The 20680-nt window shown below is 37.5% G+C and carries 20 protein-coding genes; 14 read left to right on the top strand and 6 right to left on the bottom strand.

What is annotated here, in order from left to right:
* Positions 1-261: 261 nt before the first annotated feature.
* Complete coding sequence (acs, locus tag ACTJKN_RS18100) at positions 262-2157, bottom strand: acetate--CoA ligase (protein WP_057932078.1); 1896 nt, start codon at positions 2155-2157, stop codon at positions 262-264.
* 289 nt (positions 2158-2446) lie between these two features.
* Here acs and rpmB point away from each other — a divergent pair, with 289 nt between their 5' ends.
* The 8 genes from rpmB (at position 2447) to rimO (ending at position 6761) form a co-directional block, all read left to right on the top strand.
* Positions 2447-2680 (top strand): 50S ribosomal protein L28, encoded by a 234-nt coding sequence (gene rpmB / locus ACTJKN_RS18095; protein ID WP_025145121.1) that lies wholly within the window; start codon positions 2447-2449, stop codon positions 2678-2680.
* A 44-nt stretch (positions 2681-2724) separates the two neighbouring features.
* Entirely contained in the window at positions 2725-2907 is a 183-nt protein-coding gene (gene rpmG, locus ACTJKN_RS18090) for a 50S ribosomal protein L33 (RefSeq protein ID WP_010599807.1), read from the top strand.
* A gap of 98 nt (positions 2908-3005) precedes the next feature.
* On the top strand, positions 3006-3161 hold the full coding sequence (locus ACTJKN_RS18085) for a DUF4295 domain-containing protein (protein ID WP_010599808.1): 156 nt from the start codon (positions 3006-3008) through the stop codon (positions 3159-3161).
* 119 nt (positions 3162-3280) lie between these two features.
* The gene (locus tag ACTJKN_RS18080; RefSeq protein ID WP_116250259.1) at positions 3281-3508 is read left to right on the top strand and encodes a hypothetical protein; all 228 of its coding nucleotides are present in this window, start codon (positions 3281-3283) and stop codon (positions 3506-3508) included.
* The gene (locus tag ACTJKN_RS18075) at positions 3509-3925 is read left to right on the top strand and encodes a type II toxin-antitoxin system VapC family toxin (RefSeq protein WP_440827158.1); all 417 of its coding nucleotides are present in this window, start codon (positions 3509-3511) and stop codon (positions 3923-3925) included. It begins immediately after the preceding gene.
* Positions 3925-4887 (top strand): signal recognition particle-docking protein FtsY, encoded by a 963-nt coding sequence (gene ftsY / locus ACTJKN_RS18070; protein WP_029276206.1) that lies wholly within the window; start codon positions 3925-3927, stop codon positions 4885-4887. The genes ACTJKN_RS18075 and ftsY overlap by 1 nt, the downstream gene beginning before the upstream one ends.
* Before the next feature lie 76 nt (positions 4888-4963).
* The gene (locus ACTJKN_RS18065) at positions 4964-5338 is read left to right on the top strand and encodes a GxxExxY protein (protein ID WP_440827157.1); all 375 of its coding nucleotides are present in this window, start codon (positions 4964-4966) and stop codon (positions 5336-5338) included.
* A 91-nt stretch (positions 5339-5429) separates the two neighbouring features.
* Positions 5430-6761 carry a 30S ribosomal protein S12 methylthiotransferase RimO gene (rimO, locus tag ACTJKN_RS18060; protein WP_440827156.1) on the top strand — a complete coding sequence of 444 codons (1332 nt, stop codon included), beginning with the start codon at positions 5430-5432 and terminating at the stop codon, positions 6759-6761.
* Positions 6762-6833: 72 nt separating this feature from the next.
* Here the strand turns inward: rimO and ACTJKN_RS18055 are convergent, their stop codons facing one another.
* The 4 genes from ACTJKN_RS18055 to ACTJKN_RS18040 form a co-directional block, all read right to left on the bottom strand.
* A complete protein-coding gene (locus ACTJKN_RS18055; protein ID WP_440827155.1) occupies positions 6834-7178 on the bottom strand; it encodes a hypothetical protein in 345 nt (114 codons plus the stop codon).
* A gap of 868 nt (positions 7179-8046) precedes the next feature.
* The gene (locus ACTJKN_RS18050) at positions 8047-9048 is read right to left on the bottom strand and encodes an NAD(P)H-dependent glycerol-3-phosphate dehydrogenase (RefSeq protein WP_440827154.1); all 1002 of its coding nucleotides are present in this window, start codon (positions 9046-9048) and stop codon (positions 8047-8049) included.
* Positions 9049-9278: 230 nt separating this feature from the next.
* Entirely contained in the window at positions 9279-10619 is a 1341-nt protein-coding gene (locus ACTJKN_RS18045; RefSeq protein ID WP_440827152.1) for an efflux RND transporter periplasmic adaptor subunit, read from the bottom strand.
* A gap of 88 nt (positions 10620-10707) precedes the next feature.
* A complete protein-coding gene (locus ACTJKN_RS18040) occupies positions 10708-12201 on the bottom strand; it encodes a TolC family protein (protein WP_440827150.1) in 1494 nt (497 codons plus the stop codon).
* Between the two features lie 20 nt (positions 12202-12221).
* Between ACTJKN_RS18040 and ACTJKN_RS18035 the strand changes: the two genes are divergently transcribed.
* The 6 genes from ACTJKN_RS18035 to ACTJKN_RS18010 all read left to right on the top strand — a co-directional run bounded on the left by ACTJKN_RS18035 (position 12222) and on the right by ACTJKN_RS18010 (position 19759).
* Positions 12222-12839, top strand: coding sequence for a polysaccharide deacetylase family protein (locus tag ACTJKN_RS18035; RefSeq protein WP_440827148.1), 618 nt, complete (start codon positions 12222-12224; stop codon positions 12837-12839).
* Positions 12840-12962: 123 nt separating this feature from the next.
* Positions 12963-13628 (top strand): hypothetical protein, encoded by a 666-nt coding sequence (locus tag ACTJKN_RS18030; RefSeq protein WP_440827146.1) that lies wholly within the window; start codon positions 12963-12965, stop codon positions 13626-13628.
* A 252-nt stretch (positions 13629-13880) separates the two neighbouring features.
* Positions 13881-16646, top strand: coding sequence for a bifunctional aconitate hydratase 2/2-methylisocitrate dehydratase (locus ACTJKN_RS18025; protein WP_440827144.1), 2766 nt, complete (start codon positions 13881-13883; stop codon positions 16644-16646).
* 195 nt (positions 16647-16841) lie between these two features.
* Complete coding sequence (locus ACTJKN_RS18020; RefSeq protein ID WP_440827142.1) at positions 16842-19121, top strand: aconitate hydratase; 2280 nt, start codon at positions 16842-16844, stop codon at positions 19119-19121.
* Between the two features lie 143 nt (positions 19122-19264).
* Entirely contained in the window at positions 19265-19387 is a 123-nt protein-coding gene (locus tag ACTJKN_RS18015) for a hypothetical protein (protein WP_440827141.1), read from the top strand.
* Between the two features lie 3 nt (positions 19388-19390).
* On the top strand, positions 19391-19759 hold the full coding sequence (locus ACTJKN_RS18010) for a hypothetical protein (protein WP_440827139.1): 369 nt from the start codon (positions 19391-19393) through the stop codon (positions 19757-19759).
* 469 nt (positions 19760-20228) lie between these two features.
* On the opposite strand, the gene ACTJKN_RS18005 is transcribed toward ACTJKN_RS18010, so the two are convergent.
* A complete protein-coding gene (locus tag ACTJKN_RS18005; protein WP_440827137.1) occupies positions 20229-20666 on the bottom strand; it encodes a putative signal transducing protein in 438 nt (145 codons plus the stop codon).
* Between the last annotated feature and the right edge of the window lie 14 nt (positions 20667-20680).

Genomic DNA, 20680 nt, shown 5'->3' with positions numbered 1-20680 from the left:
CAATATTTACAGTGAACTTGAAAAGAATACTAAAACTGATCAGTTAATCTCAAAATTGCATAAAAACACCCATATTAATAACTCGTTCCTGCAAATCGTACGATGAACATTCAATCTGTGCAGATGTGATTTTTGGTAAATAAAAAAAACGACCAAGTAAAAACATGTTTTACTTGGTCGTTTTTTAAGCCGACTCATAAATGGAAGACTTTTTCAGTGCCCTCAGAAAATCTGGGGCATTTCTTTTATCTTTCATTTAAATTAAAGTTTCTTCGCAGCCGCTATAATTTCTTCTACCACGCCTGGATCAAGCAGCGTGGAAGTATCGCCTAAATTAGTTGTATCTCCTTCGGCAATTTTACGCAGAATCCTGCGCATAATTTTGCCCGAACGTGTTTTGGGTAAACCAGAAACAAACAATATTTTATCAGGCTTGGCAATTGCCCCAATTACCCGGGTAACCGTTTGTAAAATATCTTTTTTAGATAATTCTGCTTCCCCATGCATTTCAGGGTAAATTACAAAAGCGTAAATGCCCTGCCCTTTTACATCGTGCGGATAACCTACAACTGCGCTTTCTACCACACCAGCATGCATATTAATCGCATTTTCTACCTCAGCGGTACCAATTCTATGTCCAGAAACATTTAATACATCATCAACACGACCTGTGATTCGATAATAACCATCTTCATCACGTAAACAGCCATCACCAGTAAAATATAGATTCTCGTAAGTAGAGAAATAAGTCTGCTTGCAACGTTCGTGATCGCCGTAAGTGGTACGCAACATGCCCGGCCAGGGGAATTTGATACAAAGATTTCCCATTACCCCATTCCCTTCAATTTCATTACCATTTTCATCAACTAAAATTGGCTGAATTCCTGGTAAAGGCAATGTAGCAAAACTAGGTTTGGTTGGTGTTACCGTAGCAATGGGCGAAATCATAATGCCTCCCGTTTCCGTTTGCCACCAGGTATCAACAATAGGCGCTTTACCGTGCCCGATTTTCTCATCGAACCAATGCCATGCTTCTTCGTTGATCGGCTCCCCTACCGAGCCTAAAACGCGGATTGAGCTTAAATCTTTCCCGTTTAATGGATCTTCACCATAACTCATTAAAGAGCGGATAGCCGTTGGCGCAGTGTATAAAGTATTTACTTTATGTTTTTCTACAATATCCCAAAAACGTGATGGTGTAGGGTAAGTAGGAATCCCTTCGAAAAGAACCGAAGTAGCCCCTTGCGAAAGCGGCCCATAAACAATATAAGAGTGACCGGTAATCCAGCCAATATCGGCTGTACAAAAATAAACCTCGCCAGGCTGATAGTTAAATACATTCGAAAAAGTATAACCTGCATAAACCATATAACCACCACAGGTATGCACCACGCCTTTGGGTTTTCCGGTAGAGCCCGAGGTATAGAGAATGAACAGCATATCCTCTGCATCCATTTCTTCCGCTTCGCAGATATCGTTTACGTGTTTAACCTCATCTTCCCACCATACGTCCCTGCCTTTCAACATCGAAACAGGTGTACGGATATGGGTTAACACAATACATTTTTCAACAGTTGGGCAACCAATCAAGGCATCGTCAATTACATCTTTTAAAGGAATCTGTTTATTGCCACGATAAGAACCATCGGCCGTAATCACTACTTTACATTGCGAATCGTTAATCCTGTCGGCAATAGATTTAGCAGAAAATCCACCAAAAATAACTGAGTGAACGGCACCAATTCTTGCGCAGGCCAAAACAGCAATAGCCAGCTCGGGCACCATGGGCATATAAATACAGATACGATCGCCCTTTTTTGCGCCATTACGTTTTAAAACGTTGGCAAAACGGCAAACGCGCTCGTGCAACATTTTATAAGTATAAGTAACACTTTCTTCTTCAGGATTATTAGGTTCCCAAACAATAGCAGGTTTATCTCCATTGGTGGCTAAGTGCCGATCTAAACAATTTTCGGTAATATTAAGTTTAGCGCCTTCGAACCACTTGATATTTGGTTCGTTAAAGTTCCAGGATAATACTTTGAACCAAGGCTTGCGCCATTGAAAGTTTTGCGCCACTTCGCCCCAAAATTGTTCTGGGTTTTCTACGCTTTTCTTATAATCTTCTTCGTATTGCTTAAAAGATGTAATTTGCATTGCTCGTTCTATATTTTGGATTAGTGGGGGCTAATTTAAATAAATAATAATAAGGAGAAACAGTCTAATCGTATCAAAATGAATATCAAACGTTTGATCCCGAAAATTTATTTTAATATATGAAGAATTTAAGATTTGGCATTAACAAACATTGCACAAACCTTTTCCGCCCATAAATATTATTATAAAAATAATTAGCTAAGCTATTGCTGTTTACAATTATTATTCAGATATTTGCACACTCTTAAAAAAATTAAGCGGACGATATTAACAACTATATTTACAAGTCATGTCAAGAGTTTGTGATTTAACAGGAAAAAAAGCAATGGTAGGTAACAACGTTTCTCACTCAAACGTTAAAACCAAACGCAAATTTTACCCAAACCTACAACTTCAGAAATTTTATATTCCTGAAGAAAACCGTTGGATTACGTTGAAAGTTTCTACTTCAGCGATTAAAACCATCAATAAAGTGGGCATTAGCGAAGCAATTAACCGTTTCGTAAAAAAAGGATTTTTGTAAAAAACATTAACTGTTGAGATTAACAGTTTTCAATTTATATTAAAATGGCAAAAAAAGGTAACAGAGTTCAGGTTATTTTAGAATGTACTGAACATAAAGAAAGTGGCATGCCAGGTATGTCTAGATATATTTCTACCAAAAACCGTAAAAACACTACTGAAAGATTAGAATTGAAAAAATTCAATCCAGTATTGAGAAAAGTAACCGTACATAAAGAAATTAAATAGGTTAAGAATAAAAGACCAAAGCTTAAAGACTAAAGCATTTTGCAAGTCTCAAATCTAATGTCTGATATCTCAAATCTAATAATTAAAATTATAAGAACATGGCAAAGAAAGTAGTTGCAACCCTTAAAACAGGTACAGGTAAAGAATATTCGAAAGTAATTACAATGGTAAAATCACCAAAAACCGGTGCTTACTCATTCAAAGAACTTATCGTACACAACGACCACGTAAAAGATGCTATTGCATCTAAATAAGGTTAATATTTTTTAATATTAAAAATATTAAAGGCCGTTCCGTTTTAACCGGAAGGGCTTTTTTTGTTAGTGAAATTTACGTTAGGAAATAATTGATTATCTTTGAAAAAAGCATAACCATGGAAGCGTATAAGTTTAAAGCAAAAGTTTCTGAAAACGGAACTATTGTTGTTCCTGACGGATTTGATATAAAAAATAAAGAAGTTGAAGTAATTATTTTGGATGAAGTGATTCAAAACGCACCAAAAAATAAGATGAAAGATTTTCTTGACAAATTTTCGGGAGTATTGGAAGGGATTGATCCGGATAAGGCTAAATACGACTATCTTATGGACAAGCATAAGTAAATGAATATTCTATTTGACACCAATATTTTTATAGATATAAGTCTCAAAAGAGAACCTTTTTTTGATGATTCTTTCGAGGCACTGAACAAAGTTGATGATATAAATATAAATGGGTTCATTTTAGCATCAACTTTTACTGATATATATTACATCTGCAAAAAAAATATAGGTCACGCTAAAACAATAGACATTCTTCTTACGCTTATAAGTACAATAAATATTCTTGGCATTAATAAAGATACAATCATCTTCGCAATCCATTCTAATTTTTCAGATTTTGAAGATGCAGTACAAAATGCTGCTGCAGAACTAAATCAGATTGATCTTATTATAACCAGGAATACAAAAGATTTCACCGCCAGTAAAATACCTACACAAACACCTACCGATTTCCTAAAAAAACATAAAAATAACTAATGGGTTTATTCGATTTTTTCAAAAAGAAAGAAACTGCACCTGAAGCTCAGGAAGCACTGGATAAAGGTTTAGAGAAAACTAAAGACGGTTTCTTTAATAAAATTACCAAAGCTGTAGCAGGAAAATCTTCTGTTGATGATGAAGTGCTCGATAATCTGGAAGAAGTTTTGGTTACTTCTGATGTTGGTGTAAGTACTACATTAAAAATTATCAAACGTATCGAAGAACGTGTTGCCAAAGATAAATACCTCAATACCTCAGAGCTAAATTTTATCCTGCGTGATGAAATCCAGTTGCTTTTATCCGAAAACAACAGTAACGATTTCCGCCAGTTCGAATACGGCGATCATAAACCTTATGTAATTATGGTGGTTGGCGTAAATGGTGTTGGTAAAACCACTACCATCGGAAAACTGGCGCATAAACTTAAAGAATCGGGACTTAAAGTAGTATTAGGTGCTGCCGATACCTTTAGAGCTGCGGCCGTTGACCAGATTAAACTCTGGGGCGAACGCGTTGGTGTGAGGGTTGTAGCACAGGCTATGGGTTCTGATCCTGCTTCAGTTGCTTTTGACACCTTACAATCGGCTGTTGCCAACAACGAGGATGTAGTGATTATTGATACTGCCGGACGTTTACACAACAAAATCGGTTTGATGAACGAGTTGGGTAAAATTAAACAGGTGATGCAAAAGGTAGTGCCAGGTGCACCGCACGAAATTTTATTGGTATTAGATGCCTCTACCGGACAAAATGCTTTTGAACAGTGCAAACAGTTTACCGAAGCTACCGATGTTAATGCATTGGCTATTACAAAATTAGACGGAACAGCAAAAGGTGGTGTAGTAATCGGAATTTCAGATCAGTTCAGGATTCCTGTTAAATATATTGGCGTAGGAGAAAAAATTGGCGACTTACAGCTTTTTGATAAGAAAGAGTTTGTGAACAGTTTGTTTAAGTAACACTTCGTGATTGATTCCACCGATTTAAGTGATTACACCGATTAGTGCATTTCATAGATTTTATATAGATTTATATATGATCGAATATGAAAAAGACACCTTAACACAAACCGTTATAGGCTGTTGTTATGAAGTTCATAATCAGTTAGATCCGGGATTTCTGGAGAAAATATACGTTAATGCGCTAAAAATTAAACTTCAACAAGCAGGTTTAAATTACACGGCAGAAAAAGAATTCAGTGTTGTATTTGAGAACATTGTTGTAGGAAAATTTAGATGTGATCTTTTTGTTGAAAATAAAGTAATTGTAGAATTAAAATCGGTTACAGGATATCAACCTAAGTTATTTCAAAGTCAACTTATATCATACTTAAAAGCGAGCAAAATTAAAACGGGATTATTGATTAACTTTGGCAACACAAGCTGTGAGGTAAAACGGTTATCTATTTAACAGCAAAATAGGCATCAAAACCCTTAATCTATTAACCCAATCATAAGATTAATCATCGAAATCGTTAATAATCGGTGGAATCATACACAATATGAATACCAAAATAGTAAGAAGTAAAAGCGCAATTAAGCAACCCAAAATTAATGTAATTACATTAGGTTGTTCAAAAAACATATACGATTCGGAAGTATTGATGGGGCAACTGCGTGGCAACAATTTAAATGTTGTGCACGAATCAGACAAGATGGGCAAAGATGATATCGTTGTAATCAATACCTGCGGTTTTATCGATAATGCTAAACAAGAATCGATCGATACCATTCTACAGTTCAGTGAACTAAAAGAAGCCGGTAAAATTGGCAAAGTAGTGGTTACAGGTTGTTTATCTGAACGTTACAAACCCGAACTGGAATCAGAAATTACCAACGTTGATGCCTTTTTCGGCACCAACGATCTACAGAATATTTTACATGAGTTAGGTGCCAATTATAAACACGAACTTATTGGCGAGCGTTTGCTCACCACTCCTTCTCATTTTGCTTATTTTAAAATTGCCGAAGGCTGTAACCGTCCATGTTCTTTCTGTGCCATCCCTTTAATGCGTGGCAAACACCTGAGTAAACCAATGGAAGAACTGGTTAACGAGGCTAAAATACTAGCTAAAAACGGCACAAAAGAACTAATTTTAATTGCTCAGGATCTTACCTATTATGGTTTAGATCTTTATGGTGTACGCAAGTTAGATGAGTTGATGCGTCGTTTATCGGATGTTCCCGGAATCGAATGGATCCGTTTGCAATACGCCTACCCTTCAGGTTTCCCTATGGAAATTTTAGATGCCATGAACGAGCGCGATAATATCTGCAAATACCTGGATATGCCATTACAGCACATTACCGATAATATGCTGAAATCGATGCGCCGTGGTACCACTAAACAAAAAACCATCGATTTAGTCAATCAGATCCGTGATAAGGTACCAAACATCGCCATGCGTACCACGCTAATCTGCGGTTATCCTGGCGAAACTGAACATGATTTCGAAGAAATGAAGGAATGGGTTGCAGAAACCAAATTCGACCGTTTGGGCTGCTTTACGTATTCGCATGAAGAAAAAACGCATGCACATACTTTGATTGATGATATTCCAGATGAAGTTAAACAACAACGTGTTGATGATATTATGGAAATACAACAAGGTATTTCGTTCGATATTAATCAGGAAAAAGTAGGCAAAACCTTTAAGGTGCTGGTAGATAAAAAAGAAGGCGATTTCTTTGTAGGCAGAACAGAATTCGACTCGCCTGAGGTAGATAACGAAGTTTTAATCGATGCAGCTACAGGTTATGCTGCTAACGGAAGTTTTGTTAATGTGAAGATAGACAGGGCTGAAGATTTCGATTTATACGGAACTATAGTTTAGATTAAACCACCCGTTTTGTTTATAAAAAAGAAGTCAAGTTTTAAAAACTTGACTTCTTTAAATTACATTCTTCTATTTCTTAGGCTCAGGTCTATTTTTAATCTGGCTGGCCTTTAACCAAATTTTAGCACCTTTCGAGTTTACATAATATTTTTCATTCTTGGCATTAATATAAACATCAGATCCATCTGGTGCCATTTTACCTTTCCAGGTTTTATCTGCAACTTTCGAACTGCCTTTTACTGCTACCTCGGCAGTTTTATTGCCTACAGATTTAGCACCTTTACCAATTGCTTTACCGGTATGATCTAATGCTTTACCAACTTCAGTTTTTTTCTTTTCTTGAGCATTTACGGTTAAGGCTGCACCTCCAAATAAGGCCAGCGTTAATAAACCCATTACTAATTTCTTTTTCATGACAGCTATATTTTATTTAAGTGATAACAGTTGATCAATTGATTTGTTTTAGTTAGCATACATCAAAAAGAACTAATCTACTTTTCAAAAAAAATAATGATTTGTTTTTGAAGCGCAGGGCCAATACAACTATTAACGTTTGCTCCCGTTCTCCGCTGTATCCTTTCGCTGCGCTCCAGGGATGCCGCTTCGCCCGGGGCTAATCACTTTGTTGCTGCAAGAAATACAAAACGCCTAATTAGTTCTTTTCGTTTAGTAAGAATGATTTTTTTGTTTTTTCTTGTACTGCCTCCTGTTAAATAAACCTTATTGTAGCGGTTATCCTTTTTGTTGCACTGCCAAAAAAATCCCCACTAACGGATCGCAAAAAGATAATAGCGAAAAGAAGGACTGCCCTAACCGAAAAGCACCAAACCTGCTTTACAAAAGAATTAAATTGTTTTTTTTGAAGCGCAAGGGCAGTAGCAACTATTAAGATTTGTTCCCGTTCTTCGCTGTATCCTTTCGCTGCGCTTCAGGGATGCCGCTTCGCCCAGGGCTAAACAGCTACCGGCTGCAAGGAAACATGAAGCTCGCATCAAATTTAAGTAGAGCGGTTGCCAGTCTGAGCCTAGTCGAAGACTTCCAGAGGCTGATAAATTAAATAGATGCCCCCTCGACTGGGCTGCCATTGACAGATCTATTAAGAAGGGTCGTCATTGCGAGGAACGAAGCAATCTTAATGCGCACGCTAGTAGCGATCGTTGTAAGATTGCTTCGTCGGCTGAAAAAGCCTTCTCGCAATGACGATAATCTGGGGAAATTTATTGTTTTAAATTCTCCTGTAATATATGTTGATTTTTATGAAATAAATTCCCTCAGGTTGACATTAATTTAATTTCTCAGCCAGCAATTTCATTTCGATATGTGGCGAACGGTTTTCATAAATAATACTGTGCACCGCCTTGCAAATTGGCATATCTACATTGTACGCCTGATTTTTAATATGCATACACTTAACCGCATAATAACCTTCGGCCACCATATTCATCTCCAATTGAGCCGATTTTACGGTATAACCCTTCCCTACCATGTTACCAAACGTACGGTTGCGGCTGAACTGCGAATACGCTGTAACCAACAAATCGCCAAGATATGCCGACTCCATAATATCCCTGTTGATGGGATGAACGACATCAACGAAGCGTTTGATCTCACGGATGGCATTACTGATCAACACGGCCTGAAAGTTATCGCCATAACCTATGCCATGACAAATACCACTGGCTACTGCATAAATGTTTTTTAAAACCGCAGCATATTCCGTCCCAAAAATATCGTCTGATACGTTTGTTTTAATGTAACGGGTATTTAAAAATGAAGCGAAAGTTGATGCCTTTTCTACATCGGTACAGGCTATGGTTAGGTATGATAATTTTTCTAAAGCTACTTCCTCGGCATGGCATGGTCCGCTTACCACTAAAATATCATCGTATGGGATATTATAAGTTTCGTGCAAAAACTCGCCGATAATCAGATTATCTTCGGGTACTATACCTTTTATGGCTGAAATGATTTTTTTGCCCTTTAAATCTTCGGCAGTGATGGAAGTTAAAGTGTCTTTTAAAAATGCTGCAGGAACATTTAGAATTACAAATTCGGCAGATTTTATGATAGAGTTGATATCTGAAGAGATATGGTCTTCCTGAGTAAGTTTAATCTCAACAGAACTGATATAATTAGGGTTATGTTTAAACTTTTTAATGTGCGCTATGGCTGCCTCGTTGCGCATCCACCAAAAAATCTCCTTTTCAGATAAATTATCTGCAAGCATTTTAACAATGGCAGTAGCCCAGCTCCCGCCCCCAATCATTGCTATTTTAGGTACCATGTTTTAAAGAGGTATAAGGCTTAAGGTAAAAGACATAAGGTTATTATGTCCTACGTACTAAAGCTCAAGGTAAAAGATGTAAAGTTTAGGCAGAAGAACCATATCCCACATCCAAAATCTTACGTCTCAAGCTCGCAAGTTACTATTTCTTGTAGATATTTACGATAAAAAGTGTGAGGTGAATAGGCAAAACCCTACACCTCACACCTTTAACCTTGCGCCTAAAAAGGCTACTTCTTAGCGTCTTTGCTAAACAATTGGTCTTTAGATGTTTTTTCTACAATCATTCCGTCTTTTAATTTGTTTTGGATGGCAGAATAAGGGCCGGTAACAATTTCCTGGCCAGCTTTAACACCAGATTTCACGATAATAAACTGGTCATTTTGGATGCCTGTGGTTACCTCTGTCTTTTTAACCTTTTTAGTTTTAGCATCATAAGCATAAATATATTGCTTCACTTTTTTATCGGTCAATTTAGATTTCTGCTTATCGGTGTTTTCCTGGTTACCCTGGTTTTGACCAGCATCGCCAGATTTACCGCTATCGGTAAATACAGCCTGAATTGGAATAGCCAAACCTGTTAACGATTCGCTTTCGATATCAACGGTAGCAGACATGCCCGGGCGGAAAATAGATTGTTGTTTACCGGCTAGTTCTTCAGTAATTCTGATTTTTACAGAGAAATTGGTTACCTGATCCACTGAAGTAGATACCGCAGTGCCAACAGCTGTTGATGAACTTGCGATTTCGGTTACTACACCTCTAAATTTTTTATCTGAGAAAGCGTCAACCTCAATCGAAGCTTTATCGCCAACTTTAACACGGGTAATGTCGTTTTCGTTAACATCAACATTAACCTCCATTGATGATAGGTTAGAAATACGCATAATTTCTGTACCTGCCATTTGCGAAGTTCCTAAAATACGATCTCCCAATTCGATTGACAATTTTGAAACCACACCATCAACCGGAGCATAAATTGTTGTTTTTGCTAAGTTTGCACCTGCTTCTTTAACATTTGCCCCTGTTTGCTCTAAAGTAAATTTAGCACCGGTTACATTTTCTTTTGCACTGGCCAAATTTGCTTTAGCAGTTAGATAAGCCGCCTTAGCAGCATCGAACTCTGATGCAGAAATTACCTTTTTATTAAAAAGCTCTACATTACGTTTGTAAGTTGCTTCTGCATTTACAAAGTTAGCCTGGTTTTGTATCAATTGCTGTTGCGCTGCAGCCACACTGGCCCTTTGGGCATTGAAGGTAGCAACTGTTCTTTCATAGCCCGATTGCAAAACATCCGGACGTACTTTACAAAGCAATTGGCCTGCTTTAACAATATCACCTTCTTTTACCTTTAATTCTACTACCTCTCCCGATACTTCAGAACTTAATTTAACTTCTGTTTCTGGCTGTATTTTACCACTTGCGGTTACTGTTTCTACAACAGTTTTATCTGATGCTTTTTCTATAGTTACTTTTTCGGTCTTATTACCACCAATAACTCCGGCCAGTTTTAATATCACTAGAAGGGCTACAATAGCAACTACGGTAATAATAATATGCTTCAGTTTCATAATTTATTGTATTTCGTTTGTTTGTATTAAAGTTATATGTTAAGGTTGAAACGTTTTAAAGTTGCACCCTATTCTTCCAGTATTAAGCTTAGAAAGTAATCGTTTTGCCTAAATAGTAATCAATTACTTTTGCCCTGAACAAAAGATCATATTTAGCCTGGATAAAATCTATCTCCGCTTTATTTCTATTGGTTTGAGCCGTGCTATAATCTAATGAGTTTACCAAACCAACATTATAACGCTGCTCAATTACATAAAAGGCATCTTTTTGCGCCTGAAATGCATTCTGCGTTGAAGAATAACGGCTTTCTGCGGCCTTTAAATCATACACAGCCTGAGAAATTACCTTACTTAAATTATTCTTGGTAAGTTGTTCCTGTACCTGTGTATTCTGATAATTAATTTTTGCTTTTCTAACATTTGTTCTTGCCTGGAAGCCATTAAAAATAGGAATAGAAAGATTTAATCCAATATATTGGTTAAAGTTATCTTCTATCTGCGAACCAAATGCCTGTTTGCCTAAAACAGTTACAAAATCCGGCGCAACAACAGATTCGTTAGTGGTTAAGGTTCTTCCAATTTCAGAGAATCCATTTGGGGTAATAGAAACTACCTTACTTCTACCGCTTGAAAAATTAGATCCTAAACCAGCTCCGATTGATAGTCTTGGGTAATAAGACGACTTTGCAACACTAACTCCTCTTAATGCAGCTTCAGTTCTTAATGATGCTAACTTAATATCAGGGAAACTGGTTACCGCACTGGTAAAAATTGTATTAATATCATAACTGTTCTGCAAAGAATAGTTTTCTGCAACAACAGGTGCCTTTACTTCAAACCTGTTTTCCGGTTGCATTTCCATCAATTGATTTAAAGTTAAATAAGATACCGATAATGTATTTTGAGCATTTGTAGTATTTAACTCGGCAGTAGCTACCTGAGATTTTGCCTGCGAAATATCTGCTAAGGTTTTATTACCGGCATCTAACAAAGCTTGCTCCCTTTTTAAGGTCTGTTTAGCTACATCTAACTGTTGTTGCGAAGCTGCCAATAAATCTTTATTATACAGAATCTGCATGTACGAGGTTACCACCTGTAAAATTAAATCGTTTTTGATTTTCTCTACATTGGTTTGATCGGCAGCAAGCAAAAGTTTATTCTGTCTGATCTGGTTTATTTTCTGAAAGCCCTGAAAAAGATCGGCACTTGCACTTAAGCTACCATTGGCTGACGAAAATTGTTGTGAAATAAACTGATTGGTTGATGGATCGATGCTACGACCGAAGTTTTTATTATAACTTGCCGCTCCATTAAGCGTTGGTAAAAGCGCATTTTTAGATTGACTTAACGTTTCATTGCTTAAAGCAGCACTAAATGCTGCCTGTTTGATCTGCAAATTATTTTTAAGGGTATTATCTACTGCCTGTTGAATGGTTAAAACTTGCTGGGCATTAGCATTACTGGCAAAACCGAGCGCAATAACAAAAGCAAAACCGGTAACTAACTTCTTCTTGGTAAACATCTTCATAATTTGTTTCAAATCTATATAAACAACTTTAATAATTTCAATCTGTACAGGCATTTAGTAACTTTGTAGCTAAAATGTACCTGATCAAATCACCGCTTCTGCTAAAATGGTATTATCCATCACTATTATGGAATAAATCCCGCACCGAAAAAGTTATTTATTTGACCTTTGACGATGGACCCATACCCAATGTTACAGATTTTGTATTAAAAACTTTAAAAGTCTTTAATGCTAAAGCTACATTTTTTTGCATTGGCGATAATATTGTAAAACACCCCGAAGTTTTTGAACGTGTAAAAAACGACGGACATGCCATTGGCAACCATACTTTCAATCATTTAAAAGGCTGGAAAACCGATGATGAAACCTACCTTCAAAATACACTAAAATGCCAGGAACTTACACAAACCGATCTGTTTCGTCCACCATACGGGAGAATTAAGAAGTCGCAAATCTCAAATCTCAAATCTCAAATCTCAGAACTAAAAATCGTAATGTGGGATGTACTCAGCGGCGATTTCGACACTAAGCTTTCGCCCGAAAAATGTTATCAAAACGTGATTAAACATACCGAAAATGGTTCTATAATTGTATTTCATGATAGTTTAAAAGCATTCGACCGGTTATCTTACACACTTCCTAAAGTATTGGCTTATTTTACTGAAAAAGGTTTTTCATTTTCAACGCTTTAGCCTTAAGCTAATCTTATGCCAAGGCGCTAAACACACCATAAAAAACTGAATATCAATAAATTAATATATTTAAAAACAGATAACTGTTCAAAATCGCACAAATCTGTCCGATAACGAACGGTTATGGAAAAGCCTATTATTATCCATCATCAGTTAAAGAGTCATATGTTCTATAAACTGACAAGATATTATCTTTTTATTACTTCTTTACTACTGTTATCATGCAACAGAAAGGCTGAACAAGGTTTTGAAAAAATCCCGCCGGGGCTGAATGCAACCGAAGCACTAATTAGGGCTATTCAACCTGATAAAAAATTTGAGCATTGGGTATGTTTTCGTCAAGATTTTCCTGAAAAAATTAATGCAGAGACGGAGGTTATTCAAGCTAATGGCGAAATATCAAAGATCATGAATATTAAGTTTAACCTACCTAAATCTGGTTTCAAGAATGAAATCTTACATGGATATTATTACATTGTCTACCTCGAAAATGATAGTGTAAAATTAGTCATAAACGAAAAACAACTCATCAAGTTTATTGGCAACATAAATAGTATCGAAGAAAGCTTATTAATTGCCAGTACGAGAGGACTCTCTATAGATTACAGCCAGCCGATTGGAGGTTCGTACAAAACGGTTAAAAACGGTTATGAGTTCTATTTAGTTAAGTTTCACAACTGTACCGTAAAAACAGAACCTTTTAAGGTTTGCATTGATACATCAGGCAATTATAAAGCTAAAAGCCTTGGTTTTTTCTATGACGTTAATGATAACAAATGCTTTGATTAACAACTCAATTTATGTGTTTTTATGACCTTTAATACGCTTCTTTTTTTCTTGTTTAGAATAATTCCAAATTGTTTAATCGCCTGCCTAAATTACATTTAAGGGTTGTTTTTTGCTATTTTTGTTTTAACCAAAAAATTGGGTCCTATTGGCTCAGTAAACGCAAATTAATATAAAAAACAGTATTCTTTTTTGTAAAAAGCGGGTGTACATCTTGTTGCACAATCTTATAACAAAAAGAATAAAATAGCTAAGATGAGTATTTATAACGATTATATCCAGGAGATTGAAGACAGAAAAGCTCAAGGTCTTCACCCTAAACCTATTGATGGAGCAGAATTACTGAGTGAAATCATCGATCAAATCAAAAATGTAAATAATTTTAACAGGGCAGATGCTGTTAATTTTTTCATATACAACACCTTGCCGGGCACTACCGGAGCTGCTGGTGTAAAAGCAGAATTTTTAAAAGAAATTATTTTAGGCGGAACTATCGTTGCAGAAATCACACCTGATTTTGCTTTCGAATTGTTATCGCACATGAAGGGTGGATCTTCTATCAAAGTGTTGTTAGACATTGCGCTGGCCGATAATGGTGATAAAGCCCATAAAGCTGCAGATGTACTTAAAACACAGGTTTTCTTATACGATGCAGATACCGATCGTTTAAAAGAAGCTTACAACAATGGCAATGCCATCGCTAAAGAAATTTTAGAAAGTTATGCCAGAGCTGAATTCTTTACTAACCTTCCCGAAGTACCGGAAGAAATCAAAGTGGTAACTTTTATCGCCGGTATTGGCGATATTTCTACAGATTTATTGTCTCCAGGTAACCAGGCACACTCTCGTTCAGATCGCGAATTGCATGGCAAATGCATGATTACGCCAGAGGCTCAGGAGGAAATTAAAGCATTGCAAGCGCAACACCCCGATAAAAGTGTAATGTTGGTAGCTGAAAAAGGTACCATGGGTGTAGGTTCTTCACGTATGTCTGGTGTAAACAATGTTGCACTTTGGACGGGTAAAAAATCCAGTCCTTATATTCCATTTGTGAACATAGCTCCAATTGTAGGTGGCACCAATGGCATTTCTCCAATTTTCTTAACAACAGTTGATGTAACAGGCGGTATTGGTATCGACCTAAAAAACTGGGTAAAGAAAACGGACGAAAATGGCAATGTTATACGTAACGAAAATGACGAGCCGGTTTTAGAGCAGGTTTATTCTATAGAAACGGGTACAGTACTTACCATTAATACAAAAACTAAAAAATTATACAATGGAGATCAAGAACTGATCGACATTTCAAAAGCGTTGACACCGCAAAAAATGGAATTTATCAAAGCTGGTAGTTCTTACGCTATCGTTTTTGGAAAAAAAATCCAAACTTTTGCAGCTAAAACTTTGGCTATCGAACCTTCGCTAGTATTCGCCCCTGCTAAAGAGGTGTCTATTGAAGGTCAAGGTTTAACGGCGGTAGAAAAAATCTTCAATAGAAATGCGGTAGGTTTAACACAGGGCAAGGTTTTGCATGCCGGTTCTGACGTTCGTGTAGAAGTAAATATTGTAGGTTCTCAAGATACAACAGGTTTAATGACCGCTCAGGAATTAGAAGCAATGGCTGCTACAGTTATTTCTCCGATTGTGGATGGCGCTTATCAATCTGGCTGTCATACCGCATCTGTTTGGGACAAAAAAGCGCAGGCAAACATCCCGAAATTGATGAAGTTCATGAATGACTTCGGTGTGATTACTGCCCGCGACCCTAAAGGCGAATATCATTCAATGACAGATGTTATTCATAAGGTATTGAACGACATTACTATTGATGAGTGGGCGATTATCATCGGTGGTGATTCGCACACACGTATGTCTAAAGGTGTAGCTTTTGGTGCAGATTCTGGCACGGTAGCATTGGCATTGGCAACTGGTGAGGCTTCTATGCCAATTCCTGAGTCGGTAAAAGTAACATTCAAAGGTCAAATGAAAGAACACATGGATTTCCGTGATGTAGTTCATGCGACACAATTGCAAATGTTGCAACAGTTTGATGGCGAAAACGTATTTCAGGGCCGGATCATCGAGGTACACATCGGTACTTTATTGGCTGATCAGGCTTTTACCTTTACCGACTGGACAGCAGAGATGAAAGCAAAAGCATCTATCTGTATTTCGCAAGATGATACTTTGATCCAATCGTTAGAAATTGCTAAAAACCGTATTCAAATCATGATAGACAAGGGTATGGACAACCATAACCAGGTTTTACAAGGATTGATTAACAAAGCAAACAAACGTATTGAAGAAATTAAAACCGGTATCAAGCCAGCTTTAATGCCAGATGATAATGCCAAATACTATGCAGAAGTAGTTATCGACCTGGATATCATCAACGAGCCAATGATTGCCGATCCGGATGTAAACAATGCAGATGTTTCTAAACGTTATACGCATGATACCATCAGAGACTTAACTTTTTATGGTGGCGATAAAAAAGTAGACCTTGGTTTCGTAGGTTCTTGTATGGTACATAAAGACGACTTGAAAATCGTTTCTCAGATGTTGAAAAACGTAGAGACACTAACTGGTAAAGTAGAATTCAAAGCACCATTGGTAGTTGCGGCCCCTACTTACAATATCATCGATGAGCTGAAAGCAGAAGGCGATTGGGAATACTTACAAAAATACTCTGGATTCGAGTTCAGCGATGCTTTACCTAAAGCTGCAGCGCGTACCGAATATGAGAACATCATGTACTTAGAACGTCCGGGCTGTAACCTTTGTATGGGTAACCAGGAGAAAGCGGCCAAAGGCGATACTGTAATGGCTACATCAACCCGTTTGTTCCAGGGCCGGGTGGTGGAAGATAAAGATGGTAAAAAAGGAGAGTCTTTATTGGCATCTACACCGGTAGTGGTTCTTTCTGCTATTTTAGGTCGTATTCCAAGCATTGAGGAATATAAAACAGCGGTAGAAGGGATCAACTTAACCAAGTTTACGCCTATTTCTACAAAACAATAAGAAACAAATAAACATATTTTTTGTTAATAAAGCACGAAGGCTGTCCGATAATCGGATAGCCTTTTTATTTACACCAACAATTGAATAGAATGGTTTTAAATAACATAATTTGACAAATCTTAAAAATAAGTATATTAAAAATTGTTTAATTTAGTTAGTGTTGTAATTGACAATAATTTTAAAAAAAAATAAAGTATGGCTTTTGATATAGACATGATTAAAAAGGTTTATGCAAACTTTGGCAGCCGCGTTGAGGCGGCGCGTAAAGTGGTTGGCAGACCTTTAACATTATCTGAAAAAATATTGTATACACACCTTTGGGATGGAGATCCTAAAAAGGCGTTTAAACGTGGCTCTGACTATGTAGACTTTGCACCAGATCGTGTTGCGATGCAGGATGCAACAGCTCAGATGGCACTATTGCAATTTATGCAGGCTGGTCGCCCACAAGTGGCTGTACCTTCTACAGTTCACTGCGATCACTTAATTACGGCTAAAGAAGGTGCAGCAATAGATTTACCTCATGCCAAAACAGAAAGTGCCGAAGTTTTTGATTTCTTATCTTCTGTATCGAATAAATACGGTATCGGTTTCTGGAAACCAGGAGCAGGTATTATTCACCAGGTAGTTTTAGAAAATTATGCTTTCCCAGGTGGAATGATGATCGGAACCGATTCACACACTGTAAATGCAGGCGGCTTGGGTATGGTTGCTATTGGAGTTGGTGGCGCCGATGCCTGCGATGTAATGGCGGGTTTACCTTGGGAGCTTAAATTCCCTAAGTTAATAGGCGTAAAATTAACAGGAAAATTAAACGGCTGGACTGCCGCTAAAGATGTAATTCTTAAAGTTGCGGGTATCCTTACCGTAAAAGGCGGTACTGGTGCAATTGTAGAATATTTTGGCGATGGTGCCACCTCAATGAGCTGCACAGGTAAAGGCACCATCTGTAACATGGGCGCCGAAATTGGCGCAACAACTTCTACTTTTGGTTATGACGAAAGTATGGAACGTTATTTACGTGCCACAGGCAGAAATGAAGTTGCTGATGAAGCAAACAAAATTGCAGCATATTTAACAGGTGATGCTGAAGTTTATGCTGATCCGGAAAACTATTTCGATCAGGTTATTGAGATCGATCTGGATACTTTAGAGCCATACCTAAACGGCCCTTTTACACCAGATTTAGCTACTCCGGTTTCGCAGATGAAAGTGGAGGCAGAGAAAAATGGCTGGCCTTTAAAAGTAGAATGGGGATTGATCGGTTCCTGCACCAACTCTTCTTACGAGGATTTATCAAGAGCAGCATCTATCGCAAACCAGGCTATTGCAAAAGGTTTGGTAACCAAATCGGCATTCGGGATCAATCCAGGATCTGAACAGGTACGTTATACTGCAGACCGTGATGGTTTCCTAAAAACTTTCGAAGATTTAGACGCAACAATTTTTACCAATGCCTGCGGACCATGTATTGGGATGTGGGACCGTACCGGGGCAGAAAAAGCAGAAAAAAATACGATCGTACACTCGTTTAACAGAAACTTTGCTAAACGTGCAGATGGAAATCCCAATACTTTCGCTTTCGTGGCTTCACCAGAAATGGTTGCTGCAATTGCAATTTCAGGTAATCTAGGCTTTAATCCATTAACCGATACCTTAACAAACGATAAAGGCGAACAGGTTAAATTAGATCCGCCTACAGGTTTTGAACTGCCAACAAAAGGTTTCGCTGTAGAAGATGCAGGTTATCAGGCACCGGCAGCTGATGGTTCATCCGTTCAGGTTTTGGTTTCTCCAACTTCACACCGTTTACAATTGTTAGATCCATTTACCCCTTGGGAAGGTACCGACTTAAAAGGTTTAAAACTTTTAATCAAAGCCAAAGGTAAGTGTACAACAGATCATATCTCGATGGCTGGTCCATGGTTAAAATTCCGTGGTCACTTAGATAACATTTCTAACAATATGCTCATTGGGGCGGTTAATTATTTCAACGATAAAACAGATAACGTTAAAAATGAATTAACAGGTGAATATGGCCCGGTTCCAGCAACGCAACGTGATTATAAAGCTGCCGGCTTAGGATCTATTGTTGTTGGCGACGAAAACTATGGCGAAGGCTCATCACGTGAACATGCCGCTATGGAACCTCGCCATTTAGGTGTTCGTGCTGTATTGGTAAAATCTTTTGCCCGTATCCACGAAACTAACCTGAAGAAACAAGGTATGTTAGGTTTAACCTTTGCAGATAAAGATGATTACGACAAAATTTTGGAAGATGATACCATCGATATTTTAGGCTTAACAGAATTTGCTCCAGATAAACCATTAACATTAGTATTACACCATGCTGATGGCACCCAGGAGCAATTCCCGGTTAACCACAGTTATAATGATCAACAAATTGAGTGGTTTAAAGCTGGCGGCGCACTAAATATTATTCGGGCTGAAGCTGCGGCTAAGGCAGCGCTTTAATAGTCTGAAGTCCAGAGTCGGAATCCCGAGGTCTGGATGAAAATAATATCAATCCCGTTTTGTTAAATCAGAGCGGGATTTTTTTATTTGGAAACAATAATATTAAATCTACTTTTGCTACTCAAAACAAACTAATCAAATTAATGAAAAAGCTCTTTCTATGTGCCACTGCGGCCATAACTTTCTTTTGTGCAAAAGCACAGGATGCCCAAAACACGACCAAAATCAATCCTTTAAGTGCATTGTTCAAAACAGAAATTTCTTAAACGATGAAAAAACTTTTATTATCATTTGCCATCTTGGCGATATTTAATTTAACAGCTTGCAAAAAAACTGAGTCTGAAAATAATTCTATTATCGGTAAATGGCAAATTGAATCATATATGATCACTAATTTCGAAAATACAGGAAAAGATCAGGACGATACCAAAGACGAAAGTCCAAGGCCAACTTTAGAATTTAAAGAAGACGGTAGTTTACACGCTATTTTTTATTTCAAAGATTTGCTAGGAAATAATCAGAATACAATAGATGATGTGCAGGTAAAATATACCGTTAATGGTGATAAATCAAGTATTGGAAGTAAGAACGGCGAAACTTATACCGAGAATACAACGGTTATCGCTCGTAGATTATAGCATTACACTAAATTTTTACGGGATAGCGCACAAATACTGTTCTGTTAAATCAGAGCGGTATTTGTGTTTAAAGGCTACTAATGTCTAAATAACAGAAATCTTGGTTCCCTTTCTTTTTTTGGAAAGCTTTGCAGTAGTTCTTAGGTTGGGGCTAGTCCCGCTAATGCTGCTGCTGGTTGAAGGAACCAGCATTCGCGTATATCGGGTTTAGATGGCAGAGACAGAAGTACTTTTCACTCAAAGATTCCCTGGATTGCCATGAGGGAGATTTTGCTTTCCTTGCAGAAAATGAACTTTCTAGCCCCGGACGTAGCGGCATCCCTGAAGCGCAGCGTAAGGATACAGCGGAGAACGGGAACAAATTTTAATAGTAGCTCCTAGCCCTGCGCTTCAAGAAAAGACTTGTATAATTAGATTGCTTTACACCATCACAAAAGCCCCTGCTTCGTTCGCAATGACGAGCTTTGTATTATTCAAATTCATAACCACAATCGTAGCAATGATGACATTTATTGGCCTTAATGGGTGTAGTTAGGGTTAAAAAGGCAAGTATGGTGGCCCAAATACTATATTTTTTATCGGTAGCCATTCCATAACCCACATTGGTAGATCCACATTTTTCACAAACTGTTTTATCTTCCGCTGATTCTTCTTCACCAACAATTTCATCTGATGATTCAAAAGCCAAACTATTGTCTTCAGCTAGTAAAGCATTAATGGCCTCCACATCCCTTTCAAAAACAATGAGTTTTACACCTCCAATGGCCTGATTGTAAAGTGGATTTAAGGTTGCAACATTTTCATCCGCAAGGAAACAGGCAAATCCACTATCTTCCAATTTAGCTTTAATAATATTGGCCTCCATTGGATTGTAATAAGTGCTGTAAACTACTGTTCTATCATTCATCAACCAAACTTAAG

This window comes from Pedobacter sp. 22163, assembly GCF_052045595.1.
In the GTDB taxonomy this organism is placed as follows: Bacteria; Bacteroidota; Bacteroidia; order Sphingobacteriales; family Sphingobacteriaceae; genus Pedobacter.
The sequence above is the reverse complement of the archived record's forward strand: the minus strand, read 5'-3'. Positions and strand labels throughout refer to the sequence as shown.